Below are 19,025 nucleotides of genomic sequence, written 5' to 3' on the forward strand. Positions count from 1 at the left end.
GGCATGCACACATTCCGCTCCGGAATCGTCTCCCGGACCGCCCGCACGCTAGGACCAATGGTGGTGCATTCGATGCGTGCTTTCCTGCGTGAGGAGCCCGCCGGCCCCGGCGCCTCCCGCTACGTCAGCTCGCCCTCCGGGAGGCCAGGGGATCTGGTGCACACCCGACCTGTTCGAGCGGTGGGATTGCGCAGGAGAGAGTCGGCCACGCAGCTGGAATACCTCACCGAAACGTCTCGCGGGCAACTCCTCAGCGCCACGGGAGCATTGTTTCATTGCGGACAGCCCAACGCTCCGCTCATTGGTTTCGCTCCCTCGACACAGGGCGTAGCCAGGCACTGCGATCCCTCATATACCTCTACGGTGGGACTTCGCCAGGCCGGCGCCGACGACCTCATCGCGGCCTACGAACAACCTGCCATCAACTGGCTCCTCGACGCCGGCGCGGACGTGGTAGTCATCGACTATCCGCGCGACCCCAAGAGCGGAATCCAGCTGTACTGTGATCATCAATCCGGAGCCCTCGCGCTGCGCGATGCCATCACCGCAGCGCGCACCCTGGGCTGTCGTGGCGTATTGGGACTCTGGGGCTTCTCCCAAGGTGGCGCGACCGTCGCGGCCTACCTGGAGGACGTTGATCGGGATGGGAAATACCCAACTGCTGCGGTTGTGGGCGCGCCCCCGATACGCCTTGACGACGTCCTCGACCACGTGGATGGCTCACTTGCCACCGGAGTCATCGCCTACACCCTGGCTGGATTGATGGTCTCCAGCCCAAAAATTCGCGCTGAGATTGTGGGTGTGCTTACCGACGACGGCCTCGCCGAACTCACCGAAAACCTCACCACCTGCACGGCCGGATCGCTTCTTACCTCAGGCTGGCGCAGGACAAACCGTTGGTCCACCACAGGCCAATCGCTGGGGGAACTCGCAGATCTTCTACCTGCCACGCGTGCCGAAATTCTGCGTCGCGTCGTCGGGGAGAAGCCCGAGAACCAACCCTCGTGTCCGGTGCGCCTCTGGGGTTCGCGTAACGACGATATTGTTCCCTTCAACCAGGCAGCCGAACTCGCGCGGAAATGGCCTACAACCGAGTTTGTTGAACGCACCGGTCCGCGCCTGCCAGGACGTACCGGCCTGGGGCACTTTGGGCCGTATTTTTACCACCTTGCCGAGGATGCTTCCTGGCTGCTCGGCAAGCTCCGGTAACGTGGCGAACATGCCGCTCGTACTTGTCTTTCTTTACATCGCCATTGAAGCCGTCGCCTTTTATGCCGTTGCTACTTGGCTCGGCATTGGCTGGGCCCTATTGGCCCTCTTTGCTCTCATGGTTGTCGGCGGTCTGGCGGGCATGAGCCAGGTTCGACGCGTAAGCGCCCGCGCCGCGCAGGGTCGCATTGGTCCGGGGCAGCTGGCAGGTGACATCGGCCTGCTCTTTGCGGGCACAATCTTGGCTGCCAGCCCCGGTTTTATCACGGCCATCCCGGGGTTCTTCCTGATCATTCCTTTCACGCGCAGCCTCGTTCGCAAGTCCGCAGCGAACTCGCTGACCCGCCGGGTGCAGGATTTCGGTGCGCGCGCCTACTCGGCCTCACCCATGGCTCAGCGCCACACCTCCTACGGCTCGTTCGTGATCGACGAGGATCCCCGCGCCTAAACAATGATCGCACTTCAGCTTGCCTTGGCCGCCCTCTCCGGGTGGCTTACCTACCTGTCCTACGAGCCACACGGTCTGTGGCCCGCGGGGATCATCGGGGTAGGCCTTCTGTATTTCTTGCTGGTGTGGCGACGCCCCAGCCTGCGTCTCGGAGCGCTTCTGGGCTTTGTCCATGCCGTCACCATGTATTTGTTCACCTTGCCATGGATCGGTGAGTTGGTTGGGCGGTTCCCCTACGTCGCGCTTGCCATCTCGTGTGCGATCTATGCGCTGCTCACCGGCCTGGGGGGAACGGCAATCGGGCGTTGGCGCTATGGGTTTGTGCTCTTTCCCTTCCTCTATGTCGCAGTCGAGCACCTGCGTAGCTCCTTTCCCTTTGGCGGCTTTGCCTGGCTGCGTCTGGCATGGGGCCAGATAGACGGCCCCCTCGCGCCTCTGGCTGCGTTAGGGGGTCCGGTCCTGGTTAGTTTTAGCGCGGCGTTGGCTGGATGCGCACTGGTGGCCGTCTTGTGCAAACCACGCAAGGCTGGAGGAATAGCGCTGGTCCTCTGTCTGGTGGCAGGGGTCGCAAGCGGGGTCTTTCATCGCTCAATGGCTGAGGAAACTGCTGGTGAGGCCACCGTCGCAGCGATCCAAGGCAATGTTCCGCGATTGGGGCTTGATTTCAACGCACAGCGCCGAGCTGTATTGAACAACCATGCGCGGGTAACCCACCAGCTCGCCCAGGCAGGCGCACAGCCAGATCTGGTGATCTGGCCGGAAAACTCGTCTGACGTCAATCCCTTCGCCGACGATCAAGCTCGCACAACAATTGAGTCCGCCGTGCAGGACATTGGGGCTCCGGTGCTCGTCGGCACGCTGACAGAGGATGAGGTCGGGGAGCGCAACACCATGCAAGTCTTCGACCCCGAGACCGGTGCGGGGGACTTCCACCACAAGAAGTACCTGCAGCCCTTTGGCGAGTACATGCCTATGCGAGATTTCTTCCGCATGTTTTCCTCCTATGTGGATCTCGCGGGAGACTTCAAGCCTGGAACCGGGAACTCCACCGTGCTTATGGACGGAATCCGCGTGGGCGTAGCCACCTGCTACGAGGTCATCGTTGATGATTCCTATCGCACAGCGGTCGAGAACGGAGCCCAGATTCTTGCTACGCCCACCAACAACGCGACCTTCGGGTTCAGCGACATGACCTACCAACAGCTCGCGATGAGCCGGCTGCGAGCCATCGAACTCGATCGTGCCGTGGTGGTGGCCGCAACTTCCGGGGTCTCGGCGATTGTGCATCCAGATGGCAGCGTCAGCCAGCAAACCGGAATTTTCGAGCCCGGTAGCTTGGTAGAGACCCTCCCGCTCAAAAGCACAGTTACACCCGCGGTACACTTCGGGCAGCTGCTGGAGTGGGGCCTGACTATCATGGGAGCCCTTACGGCATTTATCGCACTTGTGGCCAATAGGAAACGGATCAAGGATTAAGACACATGGCAAACCCGAGCGAGTCCACCCTCGTCATCATCCCCACTTACAACGAGATCGAGAACCTGCCTCGCATTAGCAAGCGCGTGCTCGAGGCAACCGCCGTCGATCTTCTGATTGTGGATGACTCCAGCCCGGACGGAACTGGCGAAGCAGCCGACAAGCTCGCTGCTGAGAACGAGCGGGTACACGTTCTGCACCGCACCGAGAAGACTGGACTCCTGGGCGCGTACCTTGCAGGTTTCCGATGGGGCCTGGAGCGAGAGTACGACGTGCTCGTCGAGATGGACGCCGACGGCTCCCATGCTCCCGAGCAGTTGCACCGGCTTCTGGACCAGATTGATGAAGGCGCCGACATGGTCATTGGCTCGCGCTATGTCGACGGTGGGGAAGTAGTCAACTGGCCTACTCAGCGCTTCGTTTTGTCCAAGGGCGGCAACCTTTACATCTCTGCTGCTCTGGGCGCTGGTTTGTCCGACATGACCGCTGGCTACCGTGCGATGCGTCGCGAGGTTCTTGAGACCATTGGCCTCGACGAGCTATCCAACGCCGGGTACATCTTCCAGGTAGATATGGCCTTCCGCGCGGTACAGAATGGCTTTGATGTGCGCGAGGTTCCAATCACCTTTACGGAGCGTGAATACGGCGAGTCCAAGCTCGACGGATCTTTTGTCAAGGACTCACTGCTTGAGGTCACCAAGTGGGGTGTGTCCCACCGCACCGAACAGGTCCGTAACCTGGCGGTAGCGCTCGGTGATCTGGGAATGTACCAGTACCGTAAGTCTTCCTTGCCGGGCGTACCTTCCCGCATCGCCCAGTCGCTGCGCAACGCCGGCGACTTCGCAGTCTCTACTCGCGAGCTCATTGAGTATGAGCTGAAGAAGCGTCGTTAAGCCACCCACGCAAAAAGCCCCGGTCGAGCGGACTTTTCTCCGCTTGACCGGGGCTTTATTTACCTTTGCGGCCCGCTTTAGCTCTGGGCCTGAGCTTCCTGCTGCTCCTTGAGCAACTTTGCCGCATTGCGACGACGCTTGCGCAGGATCTCAAGACGCTCCTCGAGGAGCTGATCCAGCTCTTCAATGGTGCGACGCTCGCACAGCATGTCCCAGTGGGTACGCGGCGGCTTCACGGGCTTGGATTCCACGCCCTCACCCTCAACCAGAACACCAAGCTGGCCGTTCTTGCACATCCACTCTTCGGGGATCTCCGCGTCATCAGCGAAGGGGACGTCGAAGATTTCGCCGTCCGGCGTGCGGTATTTGATCATCTGGCGCGGGGCCAGGTCGTGGTCGCGGTCCGTCTCATAGCTGACGGCTCCCATGCGGCTGCCACGAAGCACGCGATCTGCCATGCGCGATCATCCTCTCTCAACAAGCGGGGGCTTTACAAGCACTAGCGCCTTAGTATAACGCTGCAATCGTTGACTGTGTTCCCGTGCCCGGTAGGAAATGCCGTCGGCTAGTCTTTTCTACTGTGTCAGCGAATCGAGCAACGTGTGAGTGGTGCGGCGGGGAAGTACCTGAGTCCCCACGCGGGCGTCCTCGAAAGTACTGCCGAGCTGCCTGTCGCCAGCGAGCATATGAGCAGAGGGCCCGCCTTGCTGGTTCCTCGATCTCGCCGGAAGCAGTTATCATGCGCCCTGAAAAGGTGCGAGACTTTCACGATGGTCTGTTCGAACTACGTTGCGCTGCAGAAGATATTGCCACCGCCGCAGATGAGGGCGCATCGTCGGATGACCTGCGCGTTCTGTGTGACGAGCTAGTCTCGTTAGCACGCAAGATGGAGAAGTTGAGGTAAATGAAGAAGGCTTTGGAGTCGCTGAATCCCAAGGTAGTCATCAGCGTTTTTGTGGTGCTGATCGTCGGCTTGGTCGCTGCGGCCATCGGACCGGTGATCTTCGCATTGGCTCTGGGACCAGGCGTGAAGACTGAGCCCTTAGACGCCACGAAGGCCCACGAGGCTTCGACGGAACTCAACGGCACGTGGGAGGTCGCTCGGGGATCGCACCCAAACTTCACCTCGGTTGGGTTCACGTTCGAGGAGCTCTTGCCTAGCGACGCTCGCCGGACCTCCGGATCTACTCAGGACGTGTCGGGGGAAATTCTGGTCGAGAACGATACGCTGACGGCCGGTGAAGTAACCGTTGACATGAATACCATCACCACCGATAAAAACGTTCGTGACGTAAATGTTCGTAACAAGCTCTTCGAATCGGAGAAGTACCCTGAGTCTCGATTCCGCGTAACTAAGCCTGTGGACCTGTCTACCGTTCCGACCGATGGAAAGCCGGGCATGGTGGAGCTGACGGGTGAGCTGACTATCAAGGGACACACTGAGCCAGTCATTGGCGAGTTTCAGGTCCTGCGCGACGGCGACAAGCTGATCGTCTCCGGGGACCTTCTCGTGGATCGCAATTCCTTTGGCGTGGAGTCGCCCGAGATGATCGCCGCGAAGATCGCGGACGAAGGTGAGGTCAACATCTTGCTGTCCTTTGAGAAGGAGTCCTAGATGAAGATCGCGGTGTGGCTGCGCCTGGCAGCCATCGTGGTGCTCATGATTGTGATGGCGATCGATCGAGCATGGATCTTCTTGGGGATCGCCGCGCTGTTAGGGCTGCTTACAGCCTGGCAGCTCGTGACGCTGTATCGACGTCAAGACCGCCAGGAAGCTCAGTAGCACCAACTCAGGCGTGATACCCAGCACTTTGTTCATTGTCCGATAATGTACATTATGTCATTTTAAAAACGGGCCCAGGCTAGACCCCGTCCCCCCCTAAGCTGATGGAATGAACTTCCGCCAGCGCCTTAGCGAGCGACTCATCGCCTGGGATAACGCCGGTCTTCGCCGTTACCCACACACGTTTTCTTCCGCGCAGGACCCGCACGTCAAAGACGGATTCCTCTTCGCTTCTTCCAACTACCTCTCCCTAAGCACGCACCCGAAACTTGTGGAGGCAGCCCACCGAGCCCTGGACCGATATGGATGCGGATCAGGCGGTTCCCGCCTCACCACCGGCACCCTCGACCTACACCGCGAACTCGAGGCGGAAATCGCCGAATGGCTTGGTTACGAGGATTGCGTCCTCTTCAGCTCCGGTTTCATAGCCAATCTCGCGGTGTTGAGCACATTCGGAGATTCGTCAGTGACGATATCATCTGACGAACGCAACCACGCCAGCCTCATTGATGGATGCCGCCTCGCCCGCGCTGACGTCAAGGTCTACCCACACCGACAGCTCGGCAAGCTACCCCCTCAACCTTCTCTCATCGTGACCGATGGAGTGTTTTCCATGGACGGGACTGTCGCCGACGTAGACCACCTGAGTACGGTCCGAGAGAATCACGACGCGATGCTCGTCGTGGACGATGCCCATGGCATCGGTACGCTTTTCGACGGGCGTGGCTGCTGCGCACCGCTCATCGACAGCGGCCGAGCACCCGACATTCTTATCGGCACCGCCAGCAAAGCTCTCGGATCTGAAGGGGCATTTGTGGCGTGCGACCATACCCAGGCAGAAATCTTGCGTAATCAGGGTCGCCCGTACGTTTTCACTACCTCTAACCCCGCTCCCGTCATTGCGGCGACACTCGCAGCCGTGCGCATCCTAAGATCTGCCGAAGGACAGGAACGAATTACTCGCCTGCACCGCAATGTCGCACACTTGCGCTCGGGTCTCGACGCACCCACTGGGCAAGCCCCGATCATTCCCATTCACATTGGCAGTGAGCAACGTGCACTATCGGTAGCGAATTACCTCTCTGACCACGGCTTTATAGCGCCAGCAATTCGATACCCCACCGTTACCAAAGGGAAGGCGATCATTCGCGCAACCGTTATGGCCGATCATTCCGCTGGCGATATAGACGACTTCATCAGCGCCGTTAAGGACGCTCTACAGAAAAATCCTACATAATCGAGTGGACATCCCCCCACCGAAAGGACTCCCATGGCCCTCCACCCAATTCCCTACATCGACTTCAATGGCCGGACCAAAGAGGCCCTCGAGTTCTACGCCGACATTTTTGGCGGAAGCACGACTATCTCAGTATTTCGCGATCTGATGACCGCAGAACAGGTCGGAGAAGACCATCTGGACAAGGTGATGCACGGCGAGCTGACCGTTGACGGCGAGCCAATGCTCTTCGCCTCAGACGGCCAACCAGGCAAGACACCGACGTACGGTGATGCCATTCAGCTTTCGCTGGTTACTAACTCCGCCCACGCCGAGCGGTACACCACCTATTTCAATGCTCTCGCCGCTGACGGCGAGGTAGCCATGCCCCTCGAGCGTGCCCCGTGGGGCGCTCATTTCGGAATCGTCAACGACAAGTACGGCCTGTCCTGGTACTTCAACATTGAAGACTAGGGAATTTCGCCCGGGGCTGCGGATTATTCCGCAGCCCTTTTCTCATATTGTGATACGCGCGTCTCATGGGCTAGGATACTCGTCTTAACAGATGAAACAGCTATTCCACTGGAGAAAGGCGCACGGTGAGCACTCAGACAGCTACCCAAACCCCGTCAGCATCGCCGACGTTAACCATTAGTTCGCGTGATCGCGCGAAGGTGAACTTCGCATCCACTATTGGCACGACGGTTGAGTTTTATGACTTCTATGCGTACGCCACAGCAGCTGTCGCCGTATTCCCCTACCTGTTCTTTGCCGAGTCCAACTCGCCTACGGTCGCTCTCCTGCAGTCCTTTGCCACCTTCGGCTTGGCCTTCATCGCCCGTCCGCTGGGGTCCGTCGTATTCGGACACTTCGGCGACCGTGTCGGCCGCAAGGCCACCCTGGTTGGAGCCTTGTTAACGATGGGAATTGCCACCTTCATCATCGGCATCCTGCCTACGTACGACCAGGTCGGAATCATCGCTCCGGCTCTGCTCGCTCTCATGCGCTTCTGCCAAGGCCTCGGACTGGGCGGTGAATGGTCGGGCGCGGCGCTGCTGTCTAGCGAGTATGCCGCCCCCGGCAAGCGCGCACGCGCGGCCATGTGGCCACAGCTGGGCGCGCCATTCGGCTTCTTCTTAGCTAACGGCTTGTTCCTCATCCTCGTCGCCACGCTCGGCTACGAGCTGGGTGACACCACCGGCGCCTTCATGACGTGGGGCTGGCGCATCCCCTTCCTGCTCTCCGCACTGATGGTGGCCATCGGACTGTATGTGCGATTCCAGCTGGAAGAGACCCCGGTATTCCAGCAGGCCCTAAATCAGGGCGAGAAGGTGAAGTCTCCGGTCTCGCAGGTATTTAAATCTGCGCTGCGCCCACTGGTAGTAGGAACCTTGGTCATGGTGGGAACCTATACCCTCTTCTACCTGGTCACCACCTGGATCCTTTCCTTTGGTATTGCGGATGCGTCCGCCGGCCTGGGCCTGGGTATCCCCTACATCAAGTTCCTCGAGATCCAGCTCGTCTCCATCGTCGCCTTCATGGTGGGCATCCCCATTGCAGCCTGGTTGGCAGACACGGTGGGTCGTCGCCCCACCCTCATCGGCACTTTTTCCGCAATCTGTGTTTACGCCTTCACCTTCAAGTTCTTCCTGGATCCAGCCCAGGCGACCCTACCTGGAGTATTGACGTTCCTGACTATTGGCATGTTGCTGATGGGAATGAACTTTGGGCCGATGGCTGCTGTTTTGCCGGAGCTGTTCCCCACTAATGTCCGTTACACCGGATCTGGAATCTCCTACAATGTGGCGTCGATCCTGGGCGCGGCCGTTGCCCCATTCATTGCCACAGCTTTGGCTCACAGCTACGGCGTGCAGGCCGTGGGGTGGTACCTGGCGACGGTGTCCATCCTGTCCTTGGCGTCGATCCTGTTCACCAGGGAGTCCAAGAACACGGACATGAACAGCATTACCGGCTAACGCCGACCGCCTCGATTGCGGTGCGTGAGGGTTAGCTGCACGCAATCGAGCATTCCCAATTCCATGAGAGCTTCCCGTAGCGCGAGCTGATAATCAAAGAGTCGACGATAGACCGCGTCGAATCCCTCGGCGGCGGCCTCGCGCTCATGCGCTTGCAATAGTTCACGTTGCAGGCGCAGACTCAGCTGCGCATGGGAACCAAAGTGGGTCTGACCAATAATCCTCAATCCGGTGTATTTATCCACCAGCCGGTGTAGATCTTCTACTCTCGAGTACTCCAGACCTGGCCACAGGTAGTGATTGGCTACCCGTAGCGCGTCGCGCGCCGTCGAGGAAAGTGTGTCTGTAGCGACCATCGTTTGCAGGCCGGCTCGACCCCCCACGTCCAGCATCCGATCGATGCTGCGAACGTAAGCCCGCCGCTGGGACGGCGCGAGAGTTTCGAGGCGTTCGACACCCACCACGGCGTCGTAATGCTCGCGCCAGTCACGCGCGCCGGAGTACAGGGAATCGCGCACCGCCGTTCGGACAGAGTCCGACACTCCTGCCAGAGTTAGTCGCTCCTTAACGGCACTCGCGAAGTCGATATCACCAGTGAGGCAGTCCACGCTGGCCCTTCGCAAGGCTGCGCGGATAGCCACACCCCCACCAGAGGACGGAAACTCCAGCAGATGGGTGCCGCGGGTAACGCGAGCTGCGTCGAGAAGCACATCCATCGCCCGTTGTTGACCATCGCCTAAGTCGGCTCGTTCCACTTTGGTTGGCTGGGCGTAGGTGGTGACGTCCACGAAATGGTGCGCTGGTTCGCTCCCCCGGCCAGCCCTGTCGACGTAGCTGGGAACCTGCTTGCGTACGGTCGTGGGCACTGCGGAAGAGAACACCGCCATACAGGCGTTCGTGCCGTCTCCGGAGTAGAGGCTCGTGAGTTCCACGGGCAGCTCCCCCACACCCGTTTCTGCCCGTTTGTGTCTGAAAATGTGACGTGGGCGAAACTTTGCGCGGATCAACTTTTCCAACACATCGACAAGGTCGTCCGCATGCCATTCGCCCGCCATGTAGGACTCCGCCAGACCGGTCCAGCCGGCCAGCGCCAAGCGCAAAAACAACTCCGGATGCTTGACCTCCAGATCAGCGCCTCGCTGGGGATCCAACTCAATTCCAGCCTTTTCGCAGGTCAAGGCGAAATAGGCCTCAGCGGCGCGGGCCCGAGCGGCCCCGAAAGCTACCGAGGGAACTTCTGCGACAGCCGGCCACTGCACCGCGTCGATAAGCTCAAGATGATCCTTGGTCACCCAGCAACCCTAACGCTCCCGGGCGCTGTTGCCTCGATGCCCACGCCGGCAAGATCTGACCATAATCCAATCGACGTCTATAGTGGCGAAGTAACTTATGACTTCCCATTTGTTAGATAAGGACTGTTCGCGCATGAGCAACAACAGCTTCCGTCCCGAGGGCGGACGCCACCACGTAGTCATTATTGGTTCCGGATTCGGCGGCCTCTTCGCTGCCAAGAAGTTTGCGGGCTCCAACGTCGACGTGACGTTGATCGACCGCACCAACCACCACCTTTTCCAGCCTCTGCTGTACCAGGTGGCCACGGGCATTCTGTCCACCGGTGAGATCGCTCCGCAGACCCGCCAGATCCTGCGCAAGCAGGACAACGTGGACGTGATTAAGGGCGACGTCACCAACATCGACATTAAGGAGCAGACCGTCACTGCTTCCCTGGGTGAGTACGAGCGCACCTACAGCTACGACTCCCTTATTGTCGCTGCCGGTGCTGGCCAGTCCTACTTTGGCAACGACCACTTTGCCGAGTTTGCACCTGGCATGAAGAGCCTGGACGACGCTCTCGAGATTCGCGCCCGCGTGATCGGCGCCTTCGAGCGCGCTGAGCTTACCGACGATCCCGCCGAGCGTGAGCGCCTTTTGACCTTCGTGGTCGTGGGTGCTGGCCCGACCGGTGTGGAGCTGGCCGGACAGCTCGCCGAGATGTCCTCGCGCACCCTGAAGGACGAATACTCCAACTTCAACCCGTCCTCCGCAAAGATCGTGCTCATGGATGGCGCACCGCAGGTTCTGCCACCGTTTGGCAAGCGCCTGGGTCGCGTTACCCAGCGCCAGCTCGAGCGCCTGGGCGTGACCGTCAAGCTCAACGCCATGGTCACCGACGTCACCGAGGACACGGTCACCTACAAGAACATGAAGGACGACTCCGTCCACACCATCAGCTCCAAGACCAAGATCTGGTCTGCCGGTGTTGCCGCCTCCCCGCTGGGCAAGATGATCGCTGACCAGGCCGGTGTGGAAACCGACCGCGCTGGCAAGGTCTCGGTCAACAACGACCTGACGGTTGGCGAGTACCGCAACGTCTTCGTGGTGGGCGACATGATGAGCCTCAACCGCTTGCCGGGCGTGGCGCAGACCGCCATCCAGACCGGTGAGTACGCCGCAGAGCAGATCATCGCCGGTGTGGAAGAGGAGCGTGCTCCGGAGCAGCGCGAGGACTTCGAGTACTTCGATAAGGGCTCCATGGCCATCATTTCCCGCTTCTCCGCCGTGGTGAAGCTGGGCAAGGTCGAATTCACCGGATTCATCGGCTGGGTCATGTGGCTAGCCGTCCACGTGATGTTCCTGGTTGGCTTCCGCAACCGTTTCGTCTCGGCCGTGAACTGGGGCCTGAACGTGCTTTCTCGTGACCGCATCAACCTGGCGACCACGCGCCGCCAGCTCAACGAGAAGCTGCCGAAGGACTCTGCTAAGTAGAAACCGGCTCTGCCCCGCTATCCAACTAGACAGAGGCGGGGCGAAAGAAACGCGGGTGTTGGCCTCCTCCCTGTGGGAGGACCAGCACCCGCTTTTTACTTGCGCAGGAAGGCGACCAGGAAGGTCGAGTCCTGAGTGAACGGCTTGAGGTCCCAGGACTCAAAGGTGTTCTCCACCGTAAAGCCGGCCTCCCGCGCCATCTGCAAGAATTGCTCAAACTCGAGTCCGCGGCCGGCACCGAAGCCCACGATCCAGCGCCCACCCGCGTGCAGGGCCGCGTGGACGTGACCCAGGGCTAGCGGAATATCATCGACTGGGATAAAACCGACGACGTTGCCTGCTGAGACTGCCAGGTCATAGGGACCATCCGGGATCGCGTCTCGGCACAGGTCTCCGACGACGAAGCGAGCGCGCGGAAAGTCGTCTCGGGCATAACCGATGAGCACCGGGTCCACATCGGTGCCCACCACGTTGTGGCCTTGCTCGGACAAGTACCCGGCCACTCGTCCGGTTCCGCACCCGGCATCGAGGATGGTGGAATTGCGCTCGGCAAGAGCGTCGATAAGCCGCGCTTCCCCGTGGATATCGTGGCCCTGTTCCTGGAGACGGCGCCATCGCTGTGCGTAATTCTCGGAATGCTGCGGGTTACGGGCGATAAGTTCTTTCCAGGTCGGCATAGGACATAGTATAAGACCGCTGTGAACTCGCTCAGCCTTAGATCGTGAGGAAATCCCCTATGGCATCGCACTCCCCTGGCCGCACCTCTCGGCTAAGTGTTCCCGTGGAAGGCTGCATCGAGCATTGCCGCATTATCCACAACGGCGAGCGCTTGCCGGGTGAGTACCACGTCAGCTCCGCGGTCCAAGAAGTGCGGGGGCGGTCCGGCGCCTACGTCTGGCTTGCGCTCAACCAGCCCTCTGAGGAGCAAATGACCCGTGTGGCGGAGCACTTCAATATCCACGAGCTCATTGTTGAGGACGCCGTGGCCGCCCATCAGCGCCCGAAGGTAGAGCGCTACGACGACCAGCTTTTCATCGTGGTGCGTTCCGTGCTTTTCCGGGACGACGAAGAAGTGACCAACACACGCGACGTGATCAGCACCGGCGAGGTGCAGATGCTGCTTGGCCCGGACTTCATCATTACGGTTCGCCACAACGCCCGCCTGCCTCAGCTATTCGCGGACATTGACAGTGATCCTGAGCACTACAGTGCCGGCCCCTCGGCCATCGCATATCGCGTGTCTGACTTCCTCGTGGACCAGTACGTCCGCATCGCCGGCTTGCTCGGCAACGAGGTCGATGAACTCGAGGAGGAGGTATTTACTCCTGGTTCAGATTTCAGCATCGACAAGATCTACCTGTTCAAGCGAGAGATCCTGGAAATGCGCCACGCTACTGACCCGCTCGCTGGGGCCCTGAACTCGTTGATCAAGGACCACAAGGACCTGATTCCCAAGAAGATCCGGTCGTACTTCCGCGACGTGCTCGATCACGAGGCTGTGGTCAAGGATCACATCGATGGATACGACCAGCGCCTAACGTCGCTTCTCGACGCCTCAGTGGCCAAGGTGACGCTCCAACAGAATCAGGACATGCGCGCGATCTCAGCATTCGTTGGTCTGGCAGCCGTGCCCACCCTCATCGCCGGAATTTACGGCATGAACTTTGACAACATGCCCGAGCTGCAGCTCCGCTTTGGCTACTATTTCGCCTTGGCAATGATGTTTTCGATCATGGGGGCGCTCTTCTGGTGGTTCCGCAAGAACCACTGGTTGTAGATGGCTACTTGCTGTTGACCGCCAGAGTGCGCAGGGTCGTCACTGCAACGACACGGCCATTCTGGGTGCACTCAATCCTCCAGAGCTGGGTACGCCGGCCCACGTGGATCGGTGTGGCTTCTGCCTCGATGTCCCCCGAGCTCACCGCTGCGAGAAAGTCAGTGGAGTTGTTCGCGCCCACGACCGGCTCCCCCAGCGTTACTACGGATGCCAGCGAGCCCACCGACTCCGCCATGCTGGCGTACACCCCACCGTGGACGAGCCCAGCCGGCTGCAGGTGTGAATCGTCAACGCTTAATCGTGCTCGCACGCAGCGCGGAGCAATATGGCAGTACCGCAGGTGAATCGTCTGATCCAGTCCCCCGTTGTGAGCATTGAGCGTCTCCAGCTGCTCGGGCGTGAGAGGTTGCGTGAGCGGGAGGTTGCCGAGGGCGTCGAGAAGCGTCATGACCGCTGATCCTAGCCGAACAAAAATTGGTGTTATCTTTTTTGCGTTTCGTCTTTATTCCGGCGCCGCACCACCGTAGACTGGCAGCTATGACCAATGAGCAGAATCTCGCCCAGATCGGCGTCGTTGGACTTGCCGTTATGGGGTCCAATCTGGCACGTAACTTCGCATCCCGCGGCCACACCGTCGCCGTGTACAACCGCTCCGCCGGTAAAACCGAGGCCTTCATGGCCGCTTTCGGTGAGACGGGTAACTTCATCTCGTCCGAGACCATTGAGGAGTTTGTTGCTTCTCTCGAGCGTCCGCGCAAGGCCATCATTATGGTCCAGGCCGGTGCCGCCACCGATGCCGTGATCAACCAGTTGGCCGACGCCATGGAGGAGGGCGACGTCATCATTGACGGTGGTAACGCCCTGTTTACTGATACCATCCGCCGCGAAAAGGAGATGGCTCTGCGCGGCCGTCACTTCGTTGGAGCTGGCATCTCGGGCGGCGAGGAAGGTGCCCTCAACGGCCCCTCGATCATGCCCGGTGGCCCGGTGGAGTCCTGGGAGTCCCTGGGACCGCTGCTGGAGTCGATTGCCGCCAAGGTCGACGGTGTCCCCTGCGTGACGCACATCGGGCCCGATGGGGCTGGCCACTTTGTCAAGATGGTTCACAACGGCATTGAGTACGCCGACATGCAGGTTATCGGCGAGGCCTACCAGCTGCTTCGTTTCGGCGCTGGCCTCGAGCCCGCCGAGATCGCCGACATCTTCGCCGAGTGGAACAAGGGCGATCTGGACTCCTACCTCATCGAGATCACTGCCGAGGTCCTTCGACAGGTGGACGCCGAGACCGGCAAGCCGCTCGTGGACGTCATCCTGGACGCCGCCGGACAGAAGGGCACCGGACGCTGGACGGTGAAGGAGGCCCTGGACCTGGGCATCCCCACCACCGGCATCGGCGAAGCTGTCTTCGCCCGCGCACTGTCTTCCTCTCTGGACCAGCGTGCCGCCGCTCAGGGCAATCTGCCGACCGGCGCACTGAAGACCTTCGAGGACCTGGGCATCAGCCGCGAGGAGTTCATCGAGGACGTCCGCCGCGCGCTGTACGCCTCCAAGCTGGTCGCCTACGCCCAGGGCTTCGACGAGATCCAGGCCGGCTCCGCCGAGCACGACTGGGACGTCGACCCGCGCGATCTGGCCACCATCTGGCGTGGCGGCTGCATCATCCGCGCGAAGTTCCTCAACCGCATCCGCGAGGCCTACGACGCCAACCCTGAGCTGCCGTCGCTGCTGCTCGACCCGTACTTCAACGGCGAGCTCAAGGACCTCATCGACTCCTGGCGTCGCATCGTGATCGTTGCCACCCAGCTTGGTCTGCCGGCTCCGGTGTTTACTTCTTCGCTGGCGTACTACGACTCCTTGCGTGCCGAGCGTCTGCCCGCCGCCATCATCCAGGGCCAGCGCGACTTCTTCGGTGCTCACACCTACCGCCGCATCGACAAAGAAGGCTCCTTCCACACGCTGTGGTCCGCGGACCGCTCTGAAATCGCGGTCGAGAGCTAAGTCTTTTTCGCTTTTCGACGCTCCCCCGCACACCAGTCGCCCATTATGCGCGGCAGGATTGCGGGGGTTTGTGTTGTGCCCGCTAGGGTTGAGGCAATGACAACCTTCGCTGATCTCGGCCTGCCCGTACCCATCACTCAGGTACTCACGAAGCAAGGGATCATCGAGCCCTTCCCTATCCAGGCCGCCGCCATCCCCGATGCACTGGTCGGGCGCGACGTACTCGGCCGCGGCCCGACAGGTTCCGGCAAGACCTTCACCTTCGGTCTGCCCATGCTTGCGCGCCTCACCGGCCGAGGCCTGTCTCGCCCGGGCCACCCCCGCGGGCTCATCCTCACTCCCACCCGCGAGCTCGCTAGCCAGATCCGCGAGCGCCTGGAAGATCCAGCCGCCGCAGTGGGCTTGCGCGTCATTGAGGTGGTCGGTGGCGTCAACATCAATCACCACCTGCGGGCTCTAACCCAGTCCGTTGACCTACTCGTGGCCACCCCAGGCCGTGCACAGGATCTGATCAACCAGAAGAAGCTGCACCTCGACGAGGTGTGCATTACCGCACTTGATGAGGCCGACCAGATGGCCGACATGGGCTTCTTGCCGCAGGTCCGCAAGCTGCTTGATCTCACCCCGCGCGACGGACAGCGCCTTCTGTTTTCTGCCACCTTGGATGGCGAGGTCAACAAGCTCGTTGAGCGATACCTGACTAATCCGCGCACGCATTCCACCGCGCCCGCCCAGGCTGCGGTCGACACCATGACCCACAAGCGCCTGCTGGTCGGAACGCGTGAAAGCAAAAACGAGGTTGTGGCCCGGATCGCGGCCCGGGAGGGTAAGACGATCATGTTCATGCGTACTAAGCATGGAGTTGATCGGCAGGTTAAAAAGCTGCGTCGCATCGGCATTGACGCCCACGGCCTCCACGGTGACAAGTCCCAGGGGGCTCGCACTCGCGCGATCTCCGGGTTCCATGACGGAAGCATCCCTGTCCTGGTAGCCACCGACATCGCTGCTCGTGGCATCGACGTCCACGATGTCTCTCTGGTGGTGCACGTCGACCCGCCCGCAGAGCACAAGGCCTATCTCCACCGCGCCGGGCGAACCGCACGCGCCGGCACCGCAGGAATGGTGGTCACCCTAGTCATGGACGAGCAGACCAAAGAGGTGGAGACGCTCATGCGCAAAGCCGGGGTGTCCGCTGACGAGGTCCGCGTCGATGCCGATTCGCCCGTCTTGGCCAAGCTCACAGGTGCGCGAAAGTTCGCTGGTGCTCCCCTGCCCCCTCCGGTACAGCAGCAGGCAAAGAACGCTGCGAAGGGTTCTGCTCAGCACGCTGGCGGCAGGCAGTCAGATAAGAAGCCTGGACAGCGACCGCAGCGACCACGTCGCAAAAAGAAGCAAGAGCCGATCGCACGCCGTCGTCGAGGCTAACCAATGCAGCTCACGCAGGTTCTCCCCTATTCGGAATGGAGCCAACGCGCCCAGCGGCATTACGCCGCGGCAGAAGAGCGCACGCAGAGCCATCTCCAGCGACGCTCCCACGGCCAAAAACACCCAGTGTTCGACTTTCTTTTTGAGTACTACCCCTTCCGGCCCGCACATCTCAAGCGCTGGCACCCCGGGGCAGGGATTGGGCTTCTCGACGCCCCAGTTGACCATTTTCCCCGCGGCTATCTTTGCCAGGACGGTGTGACGTATTTCGATGTCCCCGCCTTTGTGGAACGCCAACGAGGATTGATCGATTACGTCGTCCATTTGCAAAAGTCCACCGAAGCCAACCCGGCGTCGTTCGATTGCTTCGGCCTGCACGAGTGGGCCATGGTGTATCGAACAGACCGCCCGCGTCATGACCTGCCCCTCCGGCTCTCCGCAGAGGAGACCAACAAAGTCGTAGAAACCCATCGCATTAAGTGCACCCACTACGACGCCTTCCGATTCTTCACCCCTGCTGCCCGCCCGCTTAACCTCACCATCCTGGAACGCGAGGACCAGCCCCGCTTCGACCAAGCCGGGTGCATTCACGCCACGATGGATTTGTATAAATGGGCCGCCAAGTTGGCTCCTCTGGTCGGCAGCGAGCTCATGCTCGAGGCCTTCGACCTAGCTACTCGCGCCCGCATCATCGATATGGAGGCTTCACCATACGATTGTCGCTCGCTTGGGCTGGGAGTCATTGCCATAGAAACTCCAGACGGCAAGGCGGAGTACGTCGCGCAGCAGCGCAGTCTGGCGGAATCAGGACGAGCACTGCGCACGCGGCTTGTCCGCAGCGTCGAGCGCGTCCTGAAAGACTACGATGAGGACATTTAGTCCTTTCTCGATCAACGCGGTAGGAGAACGTATCTATGGGACGCCATTCCCGCCCGGAAGAGCTTGCCTCTAGCAGTGCTCGGAAACCAGTCGGCCTGATCCTGGCGATCATCGCACTCCTGACAATCGTGGTCTTATTGTTGTGGTGGTTTCTCCGAGATTCGGGCACGCCCGAGCCGGCCTCCCCGACCACGTCCTCCGCATCGGCCTCTAGCAGTGCATCTGCCCAGGCCGATGAGTGCGCGTTGATCCCGGTTGCCGCCACGGATGGCAGTACCTCCTCAGAGGTGGCTGGCATCCTCTCGGCTTCCGGCGGTTGCAACCGGGTGGAAGCAGTAGATTCAGTCTCAGATGCCGTTGTGCTGATTGCGCCTGAGGGCGAGGACATCAGTGCCCAGCTCGACGAGCATTCCTTGGCTGCACAGGCAAGTCCCCAGCCGGTCGCGAACGTTGATGGAAAGACTCTTGTCGCGCACGTGTTGCAGCCGCATGGAGGCGTCGGTCCCGCCCAGACTGAGGCCGCTGAAAAGGTGGTCAGTTCAGCTGCCGAAAACTACCAAGAGAGCCCGGCTACGCAGACTGAGTCTCAGTCGCCACAGCTTGCTCCAGCAGATACGTTGTTCCTGCTTGATACCTCAACCGCTATGCAATCGGCTAAGGACGCCGCTGCGCAGGGCATTGGCGATGCAGCTACTCATCTCACTCAGCAAGGTAAGCAGGTAGCCCTGTGGAACTACTCGTCTCCCTTGAACCCAGGCGTAACTGAGGGTTTCCGCGTCAATATCGGCTTTAGCACCGACGGTGGAGCTATCGGAAAGTCAGCGAATCTGCTGGGAATTGGTGGCCAACCACTTACTCGCGAAGCGGTGGCTGCAGCTGTAGCCAACGCTGCCGATCGCTCTCGTGCTACGGGCCAGCCGGCTCACGTCGTGTTGATCACCTCGGGCACCAGCGACCAAGGCAACATCGAGGCCGTGCGCCAGCAGCTTGCTGACTCCGCAGTTGAGCTCGCCATCGTGCATGTCGGTGATCAACCAGCAGACCAGGAATTGGCCTCGGTCGCTACTACCACCACACATGCGAACCCCTCCGACTTGCCGCAAGCCATTGCACAGACCAGTGGTGTTTAGTCGATGAAGGCAAAGCTCCCCTTCCCGAGAACGGGCAAGGGGAGCTTAA

Annotated in this window: 19 protein-coding genes; 15 read left to right on the forward strand and 4 right to left on the reverse strand. The window is 60.5% G+C overall.

Features of this window, described 5'->3' with window-relative positions; all coding sequences use genetic code 11:
• The first annotated feature begins 3 nt into the window (after nt 1–3).
• The 4 genes from FHE74_RS05915 to FHE74_RS05930 are packed head-to-tail and all read left to right on the forward strand — an operon-like array spanning nt 4 to nt 4,026.
• Entirely contained in the window at nt 4–1,209 is a 1,206-nt protein-coding gene (locus tag FHE74_RS05915; protein WP_139465585.1) for a lipase family protein, read from the forward strand.
• Nucleotides 1,210–1,219: 10 nt separating this feature from the next.
• The gene (locus FHE74_RS05920) at nt 1,220–1,657 is read left to right on the forward strand and encodes an FxsA family protein (RefSeq protein WP_180339693.1); all 438 of its coding nucleotides are present in this window, start codon (nt 1,220–1,222) and stop codon (nt 1,655–1,657) included.
• A gap of 3 nt (nt 1,658–1,660) precedes the next feature.
• Nucleotides 1,661–3,133, forward strand: a complete 1,473-nt coding sequence (lnt, locus tag FHE74_RS05925; RefSeq protein ID WP_139465587.1) for an apolipoprotein N-acyltransferase — start codon at nt 1,661–1,663, stop codon at nt 3,131–3,133.
• Between the two features lie 5 nt (nt 3,134–3,138).
• The gene (locus FHE74_RS05930) at nt 3,139–4,026 is read left to right on the forward strand and encodes a polyprenol monophosphomannose synthase (protein ID WP_139465588.1); all 888 of its coding nucleotides are present in this window, start codon (nt 3,139–3,141) and stop codon (nt 4,024–4,026) included.
• Between the two features lie 77 nt (nt 4,027–4,103).
• On the opposite strand, the gene FHE74_RS05935 is transcribed toward FHE74_RS05930, so the two are convergent.
• The gene (locus FHE74_RS05935; protein WP_139465589.1) at nt 4,104–4,484 is read right to left on the reverse strand and encodes an RNA polymerase-binding protein RbpA; all 381 of its coding nucleotides are present in this window, start codon (nt 4,482–4,484) and stop codon (nt 4,104–4,106) included.
• 446 nt (nt 4,485–4,930) lie between these two features.
• Here FHE74_RS05935 and FHE74_RS05945 point away from each other — a divergent pair, with 446 nt between their 5' ends.
• The 5 genes from FHE74_RS05945 (at nt 4,931) to FHE74_RS05960 (ending at nt 9,001) form a co-directional block, all read left to right on the forward strand.
• The gene (locus tag FHE74_RS05945; protein WP_139465591.1) at nt 4,931–5,641 is read left to right on the forward strand and encodes a YceI family protein; all 711 of its coding nucleotides are present in this window, start codon (nt 4,931–4,933) and stop codon (nt 5,639–5,641) included.
• Nucleotides 5,642–5,809 (forward strand): hypothetical protein, encoded by a 168-nt coding sequence (locus tag FHE74_RS10655; protein ID WP_180339694.1) that lies wholly within the window; start codon nt 5,642–5,644, stop codon nt 5,807–5,809. It begins immediately after the preceding gene.
• Nucleotides 5,810–5,918: 109 nt separating this feature from the next.
• Nucleotides 5,919–7,046, forward strand: coding sequence for an aminotransferase class I/II-fold pyridoxal phosphate-dependent enzyme (locus tag FHE74_RS05950; RefSeq protein ID WP_139465592.1), 1,128 nt, complete (start codon nt 5,919–5,921; stop codon nt 7,044–7,046).
• A 33-nt stretch (nt 7,047–7,079) separates the two neighbouring features.
• Nucleotides 7,080–7,499, forward strand: a complete 420-nt coding sequence (locus FHE74_RS05955) for a VOC family protein (RefSeq protein WP_139465593.1) — start codon at nt 7,080–7,082, stop codon at nt 7,497–7,499.
• Between the two features lie 125 nt (nt 7,500–7,624).
• Nucleotides 7,625–9,001 carry an MFS transporter gene (locus FHE74_RS05960; RefSeq protein ID WP_139465594.1) on the forward strand — a complete coding sequence of 459 codons (1,377 nt, stop codon included), beginning with the start codon at nt 7,625–7,627 and terminating at the stop codon, nt 8,999–9,001.
• Here the strand turns inward: FHE74_RS05960 and FHE74_RS05965 are convergent.
• Nucleotides 8,998–10,293, reverse strand: coding sequence for a class I SAM-dependent methyltransferase (locus FHE74_RS05965; protein WP_139465595.1), 1,296 nt, complete (start codon nt 10,291–10,293; stop codon nt 8,998–9,000). The genes FHE74_RS05960 and FHE74_RS05965 overlap by 4 nt on opposite strands.
• Before the next feature lie 133 nt (nt 10,294–10,426).
• On the opposite strand from FHE74_RS05965, the gene FHE74_RS05970 reads away from it, so the two are divergent.
• Entirely contained in the window at nt 10,427–11,767 is a 1,341-nt protein-coding gene (locus FHE74_RS05970) for an NAD(P)/FAD-dependent oxidoreductase (RefSeq protein WP_139465596.1), read from the forward strand.
• A gap of 95 nt (nt 11,768–11,862) precedes the next feature.
• Here the strand turns inward: FHE74_RS05970 and FHE74_RS05975 are convergent, their stop codons facing one another.
• The gene (locus FHE74_RS05975) at nt 11,863–12,444 is read right to left on the reverse strand and encodes a class I SAM-dependent methyltransferase (protein ID WP_139465597.1); all 582 of its coding nucleotides are present in this window, start codon (nt 12,442–12,444) and stop codon (nt 11,863–11,865) included.
• A gap of 59 nt (nt 12,445–12,503) precedes the next feature.
• Here FHE74_RS05975 and FHE74_RS05980 point away from each other — a divergent pair, with 59 nt between their 5' ends.
• Nucleotides 12,504–13,544, forward strand: a complete 1,041-nt coding sequence (locus tag FHE74_RS05980) for a magnesium and cobalt transport protein CorA (protein WP_139465598.1) — start codon at nt 12,504–12,506, stop codon at nt 13,542–13,544.
• A 4-nt stretch (nt 13,545–13,548) separates the two neighbouring features.
• Here FHE74_RS05980 and FHE74_RS05985 read toward each other — a convergent pair whose 3' ends face one another.
• Entirely contained in the window at nt 13,549–13,992 is a 444-nt protein-coding gene (locus FHE74_RS05985; RefSeq protein WP_139465599.1) for a PaaI family thioesterase, read from the reverse strand.
• Nucleotides 13,993–14,081: 89 nt separating this feature from the next.
• Between FHE74_RS05985 and gndA the strand changes: the two genes are divergently transcribed.
• The 4 genes from gndA (at nt 14,082) to FHE74_RS06005 (ending at nt 18,976) form a co-directional block, all read left to right on the forward strand.
• Entirely contained in the window at nt 14,082–15,542 is a 1,461-nt protein-coding gene (gene gndA / locus FHE74_RS05990; protein ID WP_139465600.1) for an NADP-dependent phosphogluconate dehydrogenase, read from the forward strand.
• Between the two features lie 96 nt (nt 15,543–15,638).
• Entirely contained in the window at nt 15,639–16,967 is a 1,329-nt protein-coding gene (locus FHE74_RS05995; protein WP_139465601.1) for a DEAD/DEAH box helicase, read from the forward strand.
• A gap of 3 nt (nt 16,968–16,970) precedes the next feature.
• Nucleotides 16,971–17,846 (forward strand): 3-methyladenine DNA glycosylase, encoded by an 876-nt coding sequence (locus FHE74_RS06000; protein WP_139465602.1) that lies wholly within the window; start codon nt 16,971–16,973, stop codon nt 17,844–17,846.
• A 35-nt stretch (nt 17,847–17,881) separates the two neighbouring features.
• Nucleotides 17,882–18,976, forward strand: coding sequence for a VWA domain-containing protein (locus tag FHE74_RS06005; protein WP_139465603.1), 1,095 nt, complete (start codon nt 17,882–17,884; stop codon nt 18,974–18,976).
• The last annotated feature ends 49 nt before the right edge of the window (nt 18,977–19,025 follow it).

Origin of the sequence: Corynebacterium tapiri, assembly GCF_006334925.1 — a bacterium.
GTDB lineage: Bacteria > Actinomycetota > Actinomycetes > Mycobacteriales > Mycobacteriaceae > Corynebacterium > Corynebacterium tapiri.

Excerpts from the sequence above, each read along its gene's own strand:
- FHE74_RS05915 (WP_139465585.1), top strand. The coding sequence starts at position 4 with ATGCACACATTCCGCTCCGGAATCGTCTCCCGGACCGCCCGCACGCTA.
- FHE74_RS05920 (WP_180339693.1), top strand. The coding sequence starts at position 1,220 with ATGCCGCTCGTACTTGTCTTTCTTTACATCGCCATTGAAGCCGTCGCC.
- lnt (WP_139465587.1), top strand. The coding sequence starts at position 1,661 with ATGATCGCACTTCAGCTTGCCTTGGCCGCCCTCTCCGGGTGGCTTACC.
- FHE74_RS05930 (WP_139465588.1), top strand. The coding sequence starts at position 3,139 with ATGGCAAACCCGAGCGAGTCCACCCTCGTCATCATCCCCACTTACAAC.
- FHE74_RS05935 (WP_139465589.1), bottom strand. The coding sequence starts at position 4,484 with ATGGCAGATCGCGTGCTTCGTGGCAGCCGCATGGGAGCCGTCAGCTAT.
- FHE74_RS05945 (WP_139465591.1), top strand. The coding sequence starts at position 4,931 with ATGAAGAAGGCTTTGGAGTCGCTGAATCCCAAGGTAGTCATCAGCGTT.
- FHE74_RS10655 (WP_180339694.1), top strand. The coding sequence starts at position 5,642 with ATGAAGATCGCGGTGTGGCTGCGCCTGGCAGCCATCGTGGTGCTCATG.
- FHE74_RS05950 (WP_139465592.1), top strand. The coding sequence starts at position 5,919 with ATGAACTTCCGCCAGCGCCTTAGCGAGCGACTCATCGCCTGGGATAAC.
- FHE74_RS05955 (WP_139465593.1), top strand. The coding sequence starts at position 7,080 with ATGGCCCTCCACCCAATTCCCTACATCGACTTCAATGGCCGGACCAAA.
- FHE74_RS05970 (WP_139465596.1), top strand. The coding sequence starts at position 10,427 with ATGAGCAACAACAGCTTCCGTCCCGAGGGCGGACGCCACCACGTAGTC.
- FHE74_RS05975 (WP_139465597.1), bottom strand. The coding sequence starts at position 12,444 with ATGCCGACCTGGAAAGAACTTATCGCCCGTAACCCGCAGCATTCCGAG.
- FHE74_RS05980 (WP_139465598.1), top strand. The coding sequence starts at position 12,504 with ATGGCATCGCACTCCCCTGGCCGCACCTCTCGGCTAAGTGTTCCCGTG.
- FHE74_RS05985 (WP_139465599.1), bottom strand. The coding sequence starts at position 13,992 with ATGACGCTTCTCGACGCCCTCGGCAACCTCCCGCTCACGCAACCTCTC.
- gndA (WP_139465600.1), top strand. The coding sequence starts at position 14,082 with ATGACCAATGAGCAGAATCTCGCCCAGATCGGCGTCGTTGGACTTGCC.
- FHE74_RS05995 (WP_139465601.1), top strand. The coding sequence starts at position 15,639 with ATGACAACCTTCGCTGATCTCGGCCTGCCCGTACCCATCACTCAGGTA.
- FHE74_RS06000 (WP_139465602.1), top strand. The coding sequence starts at position 16,971 with ATGCAGCTCACGCAGGTTCTCCCCTATTCGGAATGGAGCCAACGCGCC.
- FHE74_RS06005 (WP_139465603.1), top strand. The coding sequence starts at position 17,882 with ATGGGACGCCATTCCCGCCCGGAAGAGCTTGCCTCTAGCAGTGCTCGG.